The organism is Streptomyces sp. NBC_00464 (genome assembly GCF_036013915.1).
Taxonomy (GTDB): Bacteria; Actinomycetota; Actinomycetes; order Streptomycetales; family Streptomycetaceae; genus Streptomyces.
In genome coordinates this window covers 3,155,201-3,171,354 of sequence record NZ_CP107899.1, presented here as the reverse complement: position 1 = coordinate 3,171,354, position 16,154 = coordinate 3,155,201, and the positions used below count along the sequence as shown (strand labels likewise).

Sequence of the window (16,154 nt, the reverse complement as noted above, 5' to 3'; positions counted from 1 at the left end):
TTCACTCTGGGAGGTTCTCTTATGTTTGCACGTTGGACGCGTGGAGTTGCGGTATTGGGTGCCGGTTTCCTTATCGCCATGCAGAACGGCGCGCCGGCCCAGGCGGTTCCGATCTCGTACGTATCGGATGTGTGCAGCTCCAGCGGGAATCAGTACTGCTTCGAGATCTACTACGACAGCGCCGGCTCCACGACCGGATACTCGTACAGCTCCTGCTTCCTGGCGAATCAGAGCGTTCCCGATCACCTCGGATATTCTCCGAACGGGGCCTCGCTCGTGCGGTACATGTTCGAAGGCGGCACCGGGAGAATAACGGGCGCGAACCCGGGATGCACGGGTGCGTCGGGTGACGGTATCGGATTGAAGAACGCGGCGGCATCGGCCGTGAACAATGAGTGCGGCGTCAACAATATCGTGTACTACAACTCCGGCTATCAGGGTACGTCCCAGACCATTACGCCGGGCTGCGGAGACGATTGGCCGTCCACCAATCTGAAGTCGACGCTGAAGAATGAAAATGCTTCGCACAAGCGGGTCTGACCGAATGCGCGGAGCAGTCGCGGGAGTCGTCCTGCTTGCTGCGGTCCTGGTGTCGGGGTGTTCTGCGGGCCAGTCCCAGGCGTTGAAGGCGGACGGCGGGCCGGCGGGCGGTTCGAAGGTGGACGAGCGGGCCTGGCCCGCTCGTACGCCGGTCAGTGGCCTGACCAAGGGGATGGTTCTGCCGATTGAGGGGTACTTGATCTCCTATCCGGAGACGGTCGCCTGGCAGCGTGCCCAGCAGAGCCTCTGGAAGAGATGTATGCAGAGGTACGGATTCACCTCGTTCGATCCTCCTGAGCCCGGAATGTTCCCACCGCCCGGATACGACGACGCGAACATGGCTCGCCGCTACGGGATATCGGACTCCAAGGAAGCGGCCCGTTACGGGTACCACCTGCCGGGAGGTGCCGGTGAGCCGCCCGTGTGGGAACCGGGTGAGGGTGCCGAGAGGGCGGTCTTCTCCGGATCGGGCGTGCAGGTGCGGAGTGGGTCGTACAAGGGGGACAAGGTTCCGGAGAACGGCTGCCAGGGCGAGGTGAAGGGCAAGCTCGGAAGGATCTCCTACGCGCTGGCGAGCAAGGTCGAGTTCGCGTCAATGGAGGAGTCGCGGAACGTTCCCGCGGTTCGTTCCGCGGTAGCGGCGTGGTCGTCGTGCATGAAGTCGCACGGCTACCGGGTGGAACACCCGTACAAGGCTCCTGACCTCATCTCGAACCTCGGCTCCGAGAATCCGTCCGCGGCGGAGACGGCGCTGGCGGTGGCCGATGTCGGCTGCAAGAAGACATCCCGTCTGGTGGACGTCTGGTTCGGTGCCGAGGAGAAGATCCAGAAGCGGCGTATCGAGGAGAACCAGCTCGCACTCGACGAGGAGCGGAAGAAGAACGATGCGGTACTGAAGACCGCATCCGGCGCGAATGACTACTGACTCCGCCGCCTGTGCTCCGGGGGTGCCCTCCGCACTGCGGAGGTCACCCCCGGAGACGGAGGAACCGCCATGAGATCAGGCCCGCCCCACTCGGCCGGCCGCCTTCCGGCGCGCCAGTCCGCGACCTACCGCACCATCGCCACCGTCGGCGGGATCGCCCTGGCCGTCACGGTCCTCGGCCTCGTCGTGGCGGTGGTCACCCGGCCCAGCCCGCCGCCGCGCGGCACCAAGGACGAGAAGCAGATGCACTACGGCATGGAGCGCGGTGCCGGGGAGTACGCCCACGCCCTCTTCGACGCGTCTCGCGGCGGCCCGCTCACCGAGGCGGGACTCGCCGCCGTTCCGCTGCCGGCCGAGGGGGCCGTCAAAGCCGTCAGGCTCTCCCGGGACGGCGAGATCACGGTCGTGACCTTCTCCACGCACGCGCTCTACGGCCGCCCCGGCGACCTCAAGGAGACGATGGCCTGCTACCGGGTCGAACTGGTCAGGAGGCTCGCCCACCCCAACCTGAAGCAGGAGGCCGACTCGGCCTGTTTCGCACACGTCCGGACGCGGGGCACGGGCCCACGGGGCGCTCAGACGAACGACAGCGCCTCCGGGCCGAGGGGCGGAACCAGTCCCTCGGCCGCGGCGCGCGTCAGCAGGCCGCGGATCGCCGCGTAACCGTCCTCACCGAGGTCCGCGGTGAACTCGTTCACGTACAGACCGATGTGCTGGTCGGCGACGGACGGGTCCATCTCCTGCGCGTGCTCCAGCACGTACGGCCGCGAGGCCTCCGGGGCGTCCCACGCCATCCGGACCGACGCCCGCACCGACTCCGCGAGCCGCTTCAGCGTGTCCGCGCCCAGCGAGCGCTTGGCGATGATCGCGCCGAGCGGGATCGGCAGCCCGGTCGTGTCCTCCCAGTGCCGTCCCATGTCGGCCAGGTTGTGCAGGCCGTAGTTCTGGTACGTGAAGCGTGCCTCGTGGATGACGAGACCGGCGTCGACCTTCCCGTCCCGCACCGCCGGCATGATCTCGTCGAACGGCATGACGACGATCTCGCCGACCCCGCCCGGCACCACTTCGGCCGCCCAGAGGCGGAACAGCAGATACGCGGTGGAGCGCTCGCTCGGCACGGCGACGGTCTTGCCCGTCAGGTCCGTGCCCGGCTCCTTCGTGAGGACGAGCGGCCCGCAGCCCCGGCCCAGCGCTCCGCCGCACGGCAGCAGCGCGTACTCCTGAAGGACCCAGGGCAGCACCGCGTACGACACCTTGAGCACGTCCAGTTCGCCGCGTTCGGCCATGCCGTTGGTGATGTCGATGTCGGCGAAGGTGACATCGAGCGCGGGCGCGTCGGGGACCCGTCCGTGGGCCCAGGCGTCGAAGACGAACGTGTCGTTCGGGCACGGCGAGAAGGCGATCCGCAGTGGGTCGTGGGTCGACAGCGGGTCAGGCGTCGTGTCGGTCATGGTGGATCCAGCCTTCCAGTACGGGGGTGAGCTTCCCGAACGCTTCGGTGAGCGCGGCCAGCGCGTCGCCGATGCGCCAGGCGTCGCGGTCGCGCGGGCCGACGGCGTTCGAGACGGCCCTGATCTCCAGGACGGGCACGCCGAGCCGCTCGGCCGCCTCCGCGACCCCGAAGCCCTCCATGGCCTCGGCCACGGCGCCGGGGTGTGCGGCGAGAAGGGCGGCGGCGCGCCCGGCGCTGCCGGTCACGGTGGAGACGGTGAGGATGTCGCCGGTCGCCGCACGGGTCGCCGCGACCACCGCCTTCACCAGCGAGCGGGGCGGGAAGTGCCAGACCCGGCCGAAGCCGAGTTCGGTGACGGGCGCGAAGCCCGCAGAGGTTTCGGCACCCAGGTCCGCCACACCGATCCGGCCGGCCACGACGAGCGAGCCGACCGGGGCGACACCGGAGAAACCGCCGCCGATGCCCGCCGAGATCACCAGGTCGTAGCGGTCCGCGGCCAGGGCGAACGCGGCGGAGGCCGCTGCCGCCGCCGGCCCCGCGCCGCCCGCCAGGACGTCGAAGGGGCCCGCGCGATGGATCTCCGCGCCCGGCACCCGGTGCACGGAGACTTCGTCAGCGGCCCCGGACGCACGCGTGACCGCGTCCCGTTCCACCGGGACAGCGGTCACGACAAGCACACGCACGGGAGGAGTCCTCCGAGGTCAGGAGGGGATCAGCTGGTCTTCTCAAGCTTGAAGTGCCAGATGCCCAGCAGCTCCTTGCCCTTGGTCTCCACGATGCTGAGCTCCGTGCTGTTCGTGGTCTCGCCGGTCTGGCTGGAGAAGAAGGCGCTGCCCGCGATGGAGCGGTAGGTCTTCTTGTTCGGCTCCTGCTCGGCCTGCTGGCCGTTGATGAAGATGGTCCAGCCGTTGTCCGCGACCTCGGGGTCGACACCGAAGTGGACCTGGTCCTCCATCGAGACCTTGACGGTCTTCTCCGCCTTCTTGTTGAGGCAGCCCTCGATTTCGGATTGCTTGAGAGCCTTGCCGTCGTTGTAGCAGGACGCCTCGGCACTCACCGAGTTGTCGCCGACCGTCACGGTGGCGAGCGGCGTCGGCTTGTCGCAGGCGGAGAGGACAAGGAGTCCCGCGGACACGGCACCAAGAGCGACGCCGATTCGACGGCCCTTACCGGAGAAGAACGCAACGGTCATGGGCCGAAGGCTATCGGTCGCTCCGGCTCACGCCACGCGGGGGTGCGGCGAGCCGCGCCGCGCGGCGCCCAGCAGCCCCCGTACGGACGTGGCGGCACCGAGCGCGAGGATGCCGGCGGCGACCGACATGCCGAGTACTCCGTTGAGGGGGAGGGCGATCCCGATCGCCCCGCCGGCCACCCACGCCATCTGGAGCAGCGTCTCCGAGCGGGCGAACGCGGACGTCCGCACCTCCTCCGGCACGTCGCGCTGGATCATCGCGTCCAGCGACAGCTTCGACAGGGCCTGGGTGAAGCCCGCCATGGCCGCGAGCGCGGCGACCATGACCGTGCTGAAGAAGACGGCGGCCAGCACGGCGACGCCCAGGGCCAGGCCCAGCACCGAGGCGATGATGATCTCGGGGCCGCGGGCCCTGAGCCAGGAGCCGACCGCCGTGCCCAGCGCGTTGCCCACCCCGGCCGCCACCCCGACGATGCCGAGCGAGATCGCGGCGCTCTGCCCGGCCAGTGGGTGCTCACGCAGCAGGAACGCCAGGAAGAAGATCAGGAAGCCGGACAGCGCCCGGTGCGAGGCGTTGGCCTGGAGCCCGTGCAGGACGGACGGGCCGACCGAGCGCAGCCCCGGCCGCCTCTCGCCGTTCTTCTCCTTCTTCTCCTTGGCCGGCTTCTTCCCGTTCTTGGGCGTGGCGGACTTCCGGAGCGGTTCGGGCCGGTCGGCGCCCTCGCCGTGCGGCGGCACCAGATGCGCCTTCCGCTCACCCTTCGCCGAGTCCACCTTGGGTGGGAGCGTGAAGGCGAGGACGGCGCCGCCGACGAAGATCGCGCAGGCGCCGTACAGCGGCCACGGCGGTCCGATGGTCTGGAGCCCCGCCCCGATCGGCGCGGCGGCTCCGGTCGCCAGGAGGCCGGCGAGGGTGACCCGTGAATTTGCCTTCACCAGCGAGAAGCGGGGTGGCAGCAGACGCGGTACGACGGCGCTGCGCACCACTCCGTACGCCTTCGAGCACACCAGCACGCCCAGGGCGGCCGGATACAGCTCCAGGCCGCCGGTGGCGACCGCGCCGGACATGGTGAGCGCCAGCAACGCCCGCGCCAGCATGGAGCCCGCCATGGCGGCGCGGCGGCCGTGCGGCAGGTGGTCCAGGAGCGGGCCGATGACCGGGGCGAGGAGGATGAACGGCGCCATGGTGACGGCGAGGTACAGCGCGACCCGGCCGCGGGCCTGGTCCGTCGGTACGGAGAAGAACACCGTCGACGCGAGCGCGATGGTGATCATCACGTCGCCCGCGCCGTTGACCGCGTGCAGCTCGATCAGTTTGCCCAGGCCCGACTCACCGGCCCCATGGGCGTGTGTCGCCTTCCGGATGCCTCGGGCGGTTCCGGTGAACGGGGTGTGAAGGGCATGACCGATCGACCGGCCCGTTCTGCGGAGCGGGCCGGATTCGTCGTGCGACCGGGCAGAAGCCACTTGGTCATAGTGCCCCAGTCCCCGGCGTCACGAACCGGGATCGGGGCGGGGCGCGGTGCGAACCGCCCCGTCGGGTCAGTGATCGGGCAGGTCGCAGGGGGTGCGACGAGGTTGATCCGGATGGCCGGAGTGCACTCTTCACACGGGACACGGCGTCGGATACGGCGTCGTTTGGGACGGGCAGGTGGGCGGGGAGCGGCGGAGAGGGTAGCGTGCGTAGCGCGCCACCGGCGGTTGTTCTTGGCCGCGCGCCTCTCGGCGATCCCGCAGAATGGGTTGCAGAAGGTGCGCCCGAGGCAGGCACAACGGGTGTGGACGTCGACGCGGCCCCCAGGTCCGCTCCGCCCGCAACCGTATGGCCGAAATCGATGGATGTGCTGGCGCGCTCGTGAGACTGGCGTAGGAGAGAAGCGAGACCTGTGAGTGCTGCGACGACGCGAAGCCGTACGGCCCGTACCCCCGTTCCCGACCGTCTGTGCGCCGAGGCCGTAGACCTCGCCCGCGCGGCGGCCGAGGAAGCGGCCGCGCCAGGGGTTGTGGGTGAGCATGTGGCGGTGGTCCCCGAGGGGGACCGGGTCGTCACGCACTACTTCGAGTGCAAGGACCCGGCTTACCGGGGCTGGCGCTGGGCGGTGACGGTCGCCAGGGCCTCCCGCGCGAAGAACGTCACGCTGGACGAGACGGTCCTGCTGCCGGGCACCGACGCGCTGCTTGCGCCGGAATGGGTGCCGTGGAGCGAGCGGCTGCGGCCGGGCGACATGGGGCCGGGCGATCTGCTGCCCACCGAGGCGGACGACCTGCGCCTGGAGCCGGGCTACACCGGCGAGGACGAGCTGCCGCCGAACTCCGCGGTCGCCGCGGTCTCGGGCGAGCTGGCCGATCTCGTCGAGTCCGAGGACGCGGAACTGACGACGCGCCCGGAGCCGCCGCGCCGCGGTTCGATCGCGGCGGTCGCGGACGAGCTCGGTATGCGGCGTGCGCGGGTGCTGTCCCGGTACGGGCTCCATGCGGCGGCCGACCGCTGGGACGAGGAGTTCGGCGCGAAGACGCCCATGGCGCAGGCGGCCCCGGCCACCTGCGTGTCGTGCGCCTTCCTGGTGCCGCTCACGGGGTCGCTGAAGCAGGCCTTCGGGGTGTGCGCGAACGAGTTCGGTCCGGCGGACGGGCACGTGGTGTCCCTGTCGTACGGCTGCGGTGGGCACTCCGAGGCCGCGGTGATGCCGAAGCCGCCGAAGCCGGCGCCGCATGCGCTGGACACGATGCAGGTGGACGAGTACCCGCTGCGTCCGGCGCGGGATTCCGGCTCCGTGCCGGTGGAGACGGATGGGCCGACGGAGGACCTCGGCCACTCCTGAGGCGGCGGCCGCGGGGGTCGGTTCTCCGCGGGGCCGCTCCCCGTGGGGCACGGGTTGCCCCGGCGGGCCGGTTCCGTCCTCAAACGCCGGACGGGCTGGTTTGTGCCGGTGTTCCGCGGCGCACCGGTTCCGTCCTCAAACGCCGGACGGGCTGGTTTGTGCCGGTTCGCCTCAAGCGCTGGACGGGCTGGTTTGTGCGGGTGTGCCGCGGTGCACCGGTTCCGTCCTCAAGCGCCGGACGGGCTGGTTGTGCGGGTTCGCCTCGGGTGGCGGACGGGCTGGTTTGTGCCGGTTCGCCTCGGGCGGCGGACGGGCTGGTTGTGCGGGTCCGGTTCGATCTGCTTGCCGTGACCGGTCAGCCCACCCAGCCCGTCCGGCGTTTGAGGACGGAACCCAGGACGTGGTGCGCGGTGCGGCCGGTTTCGGGCTGCCCACACGCTGCAACAGCTCGGGCTTCGCGAGGACCCGGTAGCTTCGGGGCGCACACTTGGCCGCACAGGCGTCACCGGAAGAGGGAGTCACAGCGTGAGCATCATGGCGACCGAGGGGGCCGACCCATTCGGAACCGCGCGGCTGCGACGCGGCGTGCTCGACGCCTGGGGCGCGGGCCCGGCCCGCTTCCGTGAGGACGCCAACGCCGAGGAGGACCTCGCGCTCGGCGGCTACCGCGACCGCCTCGTCGTCGAGCTGGCCCAGAACGCCGCCGACGCCGCCGCCCGCGCCCACGTGCCCGGCCGCCTCCGGCTGACCCTGCATCCCGCGACCGCGACCGCCCCGGCGGTCCTCGCCGCCGCGAACACCGGCGCACCCCTGGACGCCACCGGCGTGGAGTCGCTGTCCACCCTGCGGGCCTCCGCCAAGCGCGAGGGCCACGACGGGGCCGTCGGCAGGTTCGGCGTCGGGTTCGCCGCCGTGCTCGCGGTGAGCGACGAGCCGGCCGTCGTCGGCCGGCACGGAGGCGTGCGCTGGTCCCTCGCCGAGGCACGGGACCTCGCCCGCGAGGCGGCCGTCGGCAGCCCCGGCCTCGGCGACGAGCTCCGCCGCCGCGACGGACACGTCCCCGTGCTGCGCCTCCCGCTGCCCGCCGAGGGCACCGCCCCCGACGGCTACGACACCGTCGTCGTCCTGCCCCTGCGCGACGGTGTCGCCGAGGACCTGGTGGGCCGGCTGCTCGCCGCCGTGGACGACGCGCTGCTGCTCACGCTCACCGGCCTGGACGAGATCGTCGTCGAAACCCCGGACACCGTAAGGACGTTGCGGCGCTCGCAGCAGGGCCCGTACACCCACGTCGAGGACTCCGCGCACGGCACGAACCGCTGGCGCACCGTCACTCGCCACGGCCCCGTCGAGCCCGCCCTGCTCGCCGACCGCCCGCTGGAGGAACGGCTGCGCCCGCACTGGTCGGTGACCTGGGCCGTCCCCGTGGACGCGGAGGGCGCCCCGCTCAGCCCCCGTACCGCCCCCGTCGTGCACGCCCCGACGCCCACCGACGAACCCCTCGGCATCCCGGCGCTGCTCATCGCCTCGCTGCCGCTGGACACCACCCGCCGGCACCCCGCGCCCGGCCCGCTCACCGACTTCCTGGTGCAGCGCGCGGCCGACGCGTACGCGGAACTGCTCGCCGACTGGCAGCCGGTGTCCGTCGCCACGATCGGGCTCGTGCCCGGACCGCTCGGCACGGGCGAGGTGGACGGCGCACTGCGGGGCGCGATCCTGGAGCGGCTGCCGCGCGTCGCGTTCCTGGAACCGGCCGCACCCCGCGACCCCGCCGCCGAACCCGACCGGTGGGACAACTGGGACGCGGGGACGGAGAGCGCCCGCAAGGCCACCACCGCGCTGCGGCCCATCGAGGCCGAGGTGCTGGAGGGCGTGGGCGCCGAGACGGTCGCCGTGCTGGCCGAGGTGCTGCCCTGTCTGCTGCCCGCCGGACTTGAGCGCCGCGTCGAACTGCGCACGCTCGGCGTCGCCCGCGTACCGCTGACCGAGGCGATCGACCGGCTCGCGGGCCTGGAGCGCGACCCCGGCTGGTGGCGGCGGCTGTACGACAGCCTGGCCGGTGTCGATCCGGACCGGCTCTCCGGGCTTCCGGTGCCGCTCGCCGGTGCGGTGTCCCAGGGTGCGGACCCCGAGACCCCGGCCGTCCCGCGTACGACGATCGGCCCCCGCCAGGTCCTGCTCCCGCTGCCCGACGCGCTGACCGGCCCGGTCCTGGACCGGCTCGGCCGGCTCGGGCTGAAGGTCGCGCATCCGGACGCCGCGCACCCGCTCCTGGAGAAGCTGGGCGCCCTGCCCGCCACGCCGCGCGCCGTGCTGACGACCCCGCAGGTGCGGGCCGCCGTCGCCGGTTCGCTGGACGCGGGCGAGATCTGGGACGAGGACGCGCTGGACGGCGACGAGCTCGTGGACACCGTCCTCACCCTGGTCCGGGACGCCGATCTGGCCCCGGGCGACGAGCCGTGGCTCGGGGCGCTAGCCGTGCCCGACGAGGACGGCGAACTCGCACCGGCCGGGGAACTGGTGCTGCCCGGCAGTCCGTTCGCCGCCGTCATGCGCGAGGGCGAACTGGCCTTCTGCGACGCGGAACTGGCCGGCCGCTGGGGCGAACAGCCCCTCACCGCCTGCGGGGTGCTCGCCACGTTCGCGCTCGTCCGGGCCACCGACGTGGTCCTGGACCCGGACGAACTGGAGCCCCGGGACAGCGACTTCGCCGAACCCGACGACGCCGGGCTCCTGGACGCCGTCGACGTGTGGTGCGAGGACATCCTCGACCAGCTCCCGGACACTCCCGTACCGCCGGTCGCGACCGAGATCGTCGCCGTCCGCGACCTCGATCTCGTCGACGACGACGCCTGGCCCCAGGCGCTCGCGATCCTCGCCAGGCCGCCGCTGCGGGACGCCCTGACCCAGCCGGTGCGCGTGCTGCTCCCGGACGGCACCACGCAGTCCGTACGCCCGTACACCGCCTGGTGGCTGCGCGACCACCCGGTGCTCGGCGGCCGCCGCCCTGCCGGATTGCGCTCCCACGGCGGTGACCCCCGGCTGGCGGGCCTGTACGACTCCGCCGACGCGACCGGCTTCGACGACGCTCAGGTGCTGCGCGCCCTCGGCGTGCGGACCTCGGTCGCCGCCCTGCTGGACGAGCCCGGCGGTGCGGCCGAACTCCTCGGCCGGCTCGCGGACGAGGACCGCCCGGTCGGTCCCGTACAACTGCACTCCCTGTACACGGCGCTGGCCGAGCTCGACCCGGAGCAGGTGACGCTGCCGGACGAGCTGCGGGCCGTCGTCGACGGCGAGGTGAGGGTCGTCGACGCGGCGGACGCGATGATCGCGGACGCCCCGGACCTGCTGCCGCTGACCGGGGGAGTGGCGCTTCTGCCCGTCGCCCCGGCCAGCGCGGCGGAGCTGGCCGAGCTGTTCCAGGTGCGGCGGCTCGGCGAGAGCGTCGAGGCGGAGGTGACGTCCGAGGGCGAGGAGCACCAGGTCCCGGACCCGGTCCGCATCCTGCTCGGCCCGGGGACCCCGGACACGTACATCGAGCACGGTGAACTCCGGGCGGGCGGCGTCGAGCTGGACTGGCGACGCACCCCGGACGGTGTCGTGCACGCCTCGACCCTGGAGGGTGTCGCGGCGGGCCTGGCGTGGGCGGCGGGCCAGTGGCCGCGTCGCTTCGAGGTCGCGGCCCTGCTGGAGGACCCGTCCCGTACGGAGGAACTGGCCCGGGACCGCTGGTTCGACTGAGGTGACGGAGTTCACCAAAACGTGATCTTCGCGGAATCTTCAGATTCCCGTACAACCCTTCACATGCGTTGCCTGTCTGGTCTGTTGAGTCAACGGACTCAACAGACCGATCGGCCCCACCGGTGCGCTGGCGCACCAGGGGCCCTTTCCCACGGGGAAACACATGCGCATGCGTACCTCCGCGACCGTTGCCGTCGGCGCTCTGGGCCTGCTGGCCCTCGCCGTGCCGGCCGCCCAGGCCAACGGCTCCTACGGCGACACCACCATCACCAAGGTGTCGGTCAACGGTGGCAAGAACGTGGTGGTCGGCACCAGCCTCGTCAAGAAGTTCACGGTCTCGGTGACCGCCAAGGACAACTCGGGCATCAAGGGCATCGACATCGACCTGGAGGGCCCGGCGTTCGGCTACCTGTCGCCGGACAGCACCAAGTGCTCCGGGAGCACCTGCACCGCGTCGTTCACCGTCGACCCCAAGGTCGACCTGCCGTACTCCAATGACGTCGCCGGTACCTGGTACGTCAACGCGTGGGTGGACGCCAAGGACGGCGACTACAACTGGAAGGACAAGGCGGGCACCTTCAAGTTCCAGCGGGCGGCTTCGCAGACCGTCAACGCCGCCCCCGAGCCGGTGAAGAAGGGCAAGACCATCACGGTCACCGGCAAGCTGGCGCGCGCCAACTGGGACGACTTCAAGTACCACGGCTACACCAACCAGCCGGTCAAGCTGCAGTTCCTCAAGAAGGGCGGCACGGCCTGGACGACGGTGAAGACCGCCAAGACGAGCAGCATCGGCACCCTGAAGGCCACGGTCACGGCCTCGGTCGACGGCTACTGGCGCTACAGCTTCGCCGGTACGGCCTCCACTCCGGCCGTCAACTCCACGGGTGACTTCGTCGACGTGCAGTAACCCTCGCGCGGTGGGCCGGCGCTCTCCCTACACCGGGAAGCGGCGGCCCACCAGGCGCCAGGTGTACTCCAGGGCGACCGAGGCCACCACGGCGATGCCCACCGCCGTCCACGGCATCGTCGTCCCCACCAGCTTCAGGGCGAAGAAGTCCTGGAGCCACGGCACCACGAGCACGATCAGGAACGCCAGGCCCATCGCCGCCACCAGACAGATCCGCCACCACGTGTAGGGGCGGGCGATGATCGCCAGGACCCACATCGAGACCAGGAACAGCGTGAGCGTCGCCGCGCTCGTCTCCGCGTCCAGCGCACCCGTACCGGAGTAGTGGCTCCGGGCGATCAGGTACATCGTGAAGGTGGCGGCGGCCGCGATGGTGCCCGACGGGATCGCGTACCGCATGACGCGGCGCACGAAGTGCGGATGGGCCCGCTCCTTGTTGGGGGCCAGGGCGAGGAAGAACGCCGGGACGCCGATCGTCAGCGTCGACAGCAGGGTCAGGTGGCGGGGCAGGAACGGGTACTCCACCTGGAAGCAGACGACCAGGACGGCCAGCAGCACCGAGTAGACGGTCTTCGTCAGGAACAGGGTGGCGACCCGGGTGATGTTGCCGATGACCCGGCGGCCCTCGGCGACGACGGACGGCAGGGTCGCGAAGCTGTTGTTCAGCAGCACGATCTGGGCGACCGCCCGGGTCGCCTCCGAGCCCGAGCCCATCGAGACGCCGATGTCGGCGTCCTTGAGGGCGAGGACGTCGTTGACGCCGTCGCCCGTCATCGCGACGGTGTGGCCGCGGGACTGGAGGGCGGCGACCATGTCCCGCTTCTGCTGCGGGGTGACGCGCCCGAAGACCGTGTTCTCCTCCATGGCGGTGGCCATCGCGTCGGGGTCGGTGGGCAGCTTGCGCGCGTCCATGGTGTGCTCGGCGCCCGGCAGCCCGAGCTTCGCGGCGACGGCTCCGACCGAGACGGCGTTGTCGCCGGAGATCACCTTCGTGGCGACCCGCTGGTCGGCGAAGTAGGCGAGGGTCTCCCCGGCGTCGGGCCGCAGCCGCTGTTCCAGGACGATCAGCGCGCTCGGCGCGGCCCCGGCGGCGATGTCCGGGGCATCCAGCTCGCCCCGCACCCGGGCCAGCAGCAGCACCCGCAGACCCTGCTCGTTGAGCTGCTCGATCTCGGTGAGCGCCGGGTCGGCCTCGGGCAGCAGTACGTCGGGGGCGCCGAGCAGCCAGGCCGACTCGCGCCCGCCGCCCTCGTCGAACTCGGCGCCGCTGTACTTGCGGGCCGAGGAGAACGGCAGGGCCTGGGTGACGCGCCAGCCCTGCCCGGCGGGGACCGGGTAGGCGTCGATGATGGCCTGGAGGCTGGCGTTGGGGCGCGGGTCGGAGGCGCCGAGGGCGCCCAGCACGCGGTGCAGGTACGGCTCGTCGGTCCCGTTCAGCGCGCGGACCTCGGCGACGTCCATGCCGCCCTCGGTGAGGGTGCCGGTCTTGTCCAGGCAGACGACGTCGACCCGGGCCAGGCCCTCGATGGCGGGGAGCTCCTGGACGAGGCACTGCTTGCGCCCCAGTCGTACGACACCGATCGCGAAGGCGACCGACGTGAGCAGGACCAGGCCCTCGGGGATCATCGGGACGATGCCGCCGACGGTCCGGGCGACCGATTCCTTGAAGTTGTTGTCCTTGACGACGAGCTGGCTGATGATCAGGCCGATCGCGGTCGGGATCATCATCCAGGTGACGTACTTGAGGATGGTCGAGATGCCGCTGCGCAGCTCGGACTGGACGAGCGTGAAGCGGGAGGCCTCCTCGGCGAGCTGTGCGGCATAGGCCTCGCGGCCGACCTTGGTGGCGGCGAAGGCCCCGCCGCCGGCGACGACGAAGCTGCCGGACATGACGGGGTCACCGGCCCGCTTGATCACCGGGTCGGCCTCGCCGGTGAGCAGTGACTCGTCGATCTCCAGGCTGTCGGCCTCGGCGACGGTGCCGTCCACGACGACCTTGTCGCCGGGGCCGAGCTCGACGAGGTCGCCGAGGACGATCTCGGAGGTGGAGATCTCGGCGGCGATCCCGTCCCGGCGGACCGTGGGTTTCGCCTCGCCGATGACCGCGAGGCTGTCCAGGGTCTTCTTGGCCCGCCACTCCTGCACGATGCCGATGCCGGTGTTGGCGATGATCACGAAGCCGAAGAGGCTGTCCTGGATCGGCGCGACGAACAGCATGATCACCCAGAGCACGCCGATGATCAGGTTGAACCGGGTGAAGACGTTGGCGCGGACGATCTCGGTCACGGACCGGGAGGAGCGCACGGGTACGTCGTTGACCTCGCCGCGGGCGATCCGCTCGGCGACCTCGGCGGCGGTGAGCCCGCGTCCGGCGGCGGGCAGCCCGACCGGGTGGACCGGGTCGAGCTCGGAACCGGCGTCGATCATCACCGGCCGGTCGGTGCCGGGAGGGCCGGACGAGCCGTCCGGCTCGTCCCCTGAAGGTTCGGGTGCCCGCTGAGTCATGGTTCCGACGGTACGGGCGGAACGTCCGGTTTACCCATCGGGGGTCGGAAGATCGGACCAGGGGAGGAGGGGGATGGTCCCGTGGTAGTACGGGCCCGGCGGGATTGTCCGCTCTCAGGCGGTGGCGCCCGGGGTGTCCCCGGCCTCGTCGCCTGCCGCGGCGGCCCGCTTGAGTGCCGCGTCGCGGCCCCGCACGTACCAGATACCGATCAGTCCGAGCCCGGCACCGGCCAGACAGGTCCAGATCCACCACAGGTGTCCGTGGTCGTCGAACCAGCCGTAGAAGGGGAGCTGGACCAGGAAGAGGACGAACCAGAGGATCGTGCCGCCGGTGATGGTCGCGACGACGGGCCCCTCCAGGGGCTCGGGTGCCTCGTGCTTCGGTGTCCACTTCGCCATGAGCTCAGTGTAGGCGGCGTACGTACAAAGGCCGTCGGGCCAGTCGGCGCAAGGGTCTACGCGCGGAGATAGCGATCTTCGCCTTATGTATTCATACTGAATCTGCTTACGGCTGTCTCGAATTATTCGTATGAAAGTCCAAAGCTGACCATTTTTTACCCCCTCTACGTACGACTGAGGTCATACATGTCCCCCTCGGCCACCGCTCCGGTCGACTCCACCCCGCCCCCGTCGCCCACCGGCGGCCTGGACGGTTTCTTCAAGATCTCCGAGCGGGGGTCGTCGGTCGCGCGTGAGATCCGCGGTGGCTTCGCCACGTTCTTCGCGATGGCGTACATCATCGTGCTGAACCCGATCATCCTGGGCAGCGCGAAGGACATGTACGGCCACCAGCTCGACAGTGGCCAGCTGGTCACCGCGACGGTGCTGACCGCGGCGTTCTCCACCCTGCTCATGGGCGTCATCGGCAACGTGCCGATCGCGCTGGCCGCGGGCCTCGGCGTCAACACCGTCGTGGCCCTCCAGCTCGCCCCCCGGATGAGCTGGCCCGACGCGATGGGCATGGTCGTCCTCGCGGGCATCGTGGTCATGCTGCTCGTCGCGACCGGGCTGCGGGAACGCGTGATGAACGCCGTACCGACCTCGCTCCGCAAGGGCATCGCGATCGGCATCGGTCTGTTCATCCTGCTCATCGGTCTGGTCGACTCGGGCTTCGTCTCCCGTATCCCGGACCTCGCGCACACCACTGTGCCGCTCCAGCTGGGCAACGACGGTCACCTCAACGGCTGGCCGGTCCTGGTCTTCATCCTCGGCGCGCTGCTGACCCTCGCGCTGATCGTCCGCAAGGTGCCGGGCGCGATCCTGATCTCCATCGTGGCGATGACGGTCGTCGCGCTGATCATCGACGCGGTCGCCGACCTGCCGGGCGAGGCCTGGGGCCTGACCGTGCCCGAGTGGCCGGGCAATCCGGTCGCCTCGCCCGACTTCGGGCTGATCGGCGATGTCAGCCTGTTCGGCGGCTTCGACAAGGTCGGTGTCCTCACCGGCATCCTGTTCGTCTTCACCGTGCTGCTGTCCTGCTTCTTCGACGCGATGGGCACCATCCTCGGCGTCGGCGACGAGGCGAAGCTGACCGACAAGGACGGCAACTTCCCGGGCATCAACAAGGTGCTGTTCGTCGACGGCATCGCGGTCGCCGCAGGCGGTGCGAGCTCCGCCTCGGCGGGCACCTGCTTCGTGGAGTCCACCGCGGGTGTCGGCGAGGGGGCCCGCACCGGCTTCGCGAGCATCGTGACGGGTCTGCTGTTCACGGCGGCGCTGTTCCTCACACCGCTGGCGACCATGGTCCCCTCGCAGGCGGCCACTCCGGCGCTGCTGGCGGTCGGCTTCCTGATCATCGCGGGCTCGGTACGGGACATCGACTGGAGCGACTACACGCTCGCGATCCCGGCCTTCCTGGCCATGGTGATGATGCCGTTCACGTACTCGATCACCAACGGCATCGGGATCGGCTTCATCACGTTCTGTGTGCTGCGGCTGGCCGCCGGGCGCGGTCGTGAGGTGCCGGTGGCCATGTATGTGGTGTCGGCGGTCTTCGTCTTCTACTACGCGATGCCGGCGCTCGGCCTCACGTGATCCCGAAGGGGATGCGGGAGCGGGCTCGCGGCCCGGAG

13 protein-coding genes are annotated in these 16,154 nt (G+C 70.9%); 7 read left to right on the top strand and 6 right to left on the bottom strand.

The annotated features are described in order from the left end of the window. Positions 1-78 precede the first annotated feature (78 nt). From OG912_RS14025 to OG912_RS14015, 3 genes are all read left to right on the top strand, one after another. On the top strand, positions 79-540 hold the full coding sequence (locus tag OG912_RS14025; protein WP_327709617.1) for a hypothetical protein: 462 nt from the start codon (positions 79-81) through the stop codon (positions 538-540). A gap of 4 nt (positions 541-544) precedes the next feature. Then, positions 545-1,465, top strand: coding sequence for a hypothetical protein (locus OG912_RS14020; protein ID WP_327709616.1), 921 nt, complete (start codon positions 545-547; stop codon positions 1,463-1,465). A 69-nt stretch (positions 1,466-1,534) separates the two neighbouring features. Further along, complete coding sequence (locus OG912_RS14015; protein ID WP_327709615.1) at positions 1,535-2,128, top strand: hypothetical protein; 594 nt, start codon at positions 1,535-1,537, stop codon at positions 2,126-2,128. Here the strand turns inward: OG912_RS14015 and OG912_RS14010 are convergent. Genes OG912_RS14010 through OG912_RS13995 form a run of 4 tightly spaced genes read right to left on the bottom strand, consistent with a single transcriptional unit; the run spans position 2,041 to position 5,577 of the window. Further along, positions 2,041-2,916, bottom strand: coding sequence for a 1,4-dihydroxy-6-naphthoate synthase (locus tag OG912_RS14010; protein WP_327709614.1), 876 nt, complete (start codon positions 2,914-2,916; stop codon positions 2,041-2,043). The genes OG912_RS14015 and OG912_RS14010 overlap by 88 nt on opposite strands. Continuing rightward, on the bottom strand, positions 2,897-3,601 hold the full coding sequence (locus OG912_RS14005) for a futalosine hydrolase (RefSeq protein WP_327709613.1): 705 nt from the start codon (positions 3,599-3,601) through the stop codon (positions 2,897-2,899). Before OG912_RS14005 ends, OG912_RS14010 begins: the two co-directional genes overlap by 20 nt. A gap of 29 nt (positions 3,602-3,630) precedes the next feature. Then, on the bottom strand, positions 3,631-4,110 hold the full coding sequence (locus OG912_RS14000) for a DUF2771 domain-containing protein (RefSeq protein WP_326737847.1): 480 nt from the start codon (positions 4,108-4,110) through the stop codon (positions 3,631-3,633). Between the two features lie 27 nt (positions 4,111-4,137). Continuing rightward, complete coding sequence (locus tag OG912_RS13995) at positions 4,138-5,577, bottom strand: MFS transporter (protein WP_327709612.1); 1,440 nt, start codon at positions 5,575-5,577, stop codon at positions 4,138-4,140. Positions 5,578-5,996: 419 nt separating this feature from the next. On the opposite strand from OG912_RS13995, the gene OG912_RS13990 reads away from it, so the two are divergent. The 3 genes from OG912_RS13990 (at position 5,997) to OG912_RS13980 (ending at position 11,577) form a co-directional block, all read left to right on the top strand. After that, positions 5,997-6,932, top strand: a complete 936-nt coding sequence (locus tag OG912_RS13990; RefSeq protein WP_326737849.1) for a DUF3027 domain-containing protein — start codon at positions 5,997-5,999, stop codon at positions 6,930-6,932. Between the two features lie 531 nt (positions 6,933-7,463). After that, positions 7,464-10,670 (top strand): sacsin N-terminal ATP-binding-like domain-containing protein, encoded by a 3,207-nt coding sequence (locus OG912_RS13985; RefSeq protein ID WP_327713428.1) that lies wholly within the window; start codon positions 7,464-7,466, stop codon positions 10,668-10,670. A gap of 223 nt (positions 10,671-10,893) precedes the next feature. Continuing rightward, positions 10,894-11,577: a calcium-binding protein gene (locus tag OG912_RS13980; protein WP_443061089.1), complete on the top strand. Its 684-nt coding sequence runs from the start codon at positions 10,894-10,896 to the stop codon at positions 11,575-11,577. 27 nt (positions 11,578-11,604) lie between these two features. On the opposite strand, the gene OG912_RS13975 is transcribed toward OG912_RS13980, so the two are convergent. Continuing rightward, positions 11,605-14,082: an HAD-IC family P-type ATPase gene (locus tag OG912_RS13975; RefSeq protein ID WP_327709610.1), complete on the bottom strand. Its 2,478-nt coding sequence runs from the start codon at positions 14,080-14,082 to the stop codon at positions 11,605-11,607. Positions 14,083-14,196: 114 nt separating this feature from the next. Further along, entirely contained in the window at positions 14,197-14,481 is a 285-nt protein-coding gene (locus tag OG912_RS13970) for a DUF2530 domain-containing protein (protein ID WP_326737852.1), read from the bottom strand. A 186-nt stretch (positions 14,482-14,667) separates the two neighbouring features. Between OG912_RS13970 and OG912_RS13965 the strand changes: the two genes are divergently transcribed. After that, the gene (locus tag OG912_RS13965; protein WP_326737853.1) at positions 14,668-16,116 is read left to right on the top strand and encodes an NCS2 family permease; all 1,449 of its coding nucleotides are present in this window, start codon (positions 14,668-14,670) and stop codon (positions 16,114-16,116) included. Positions 16,117-16,154: the final 38 nt, after the last annotated feature.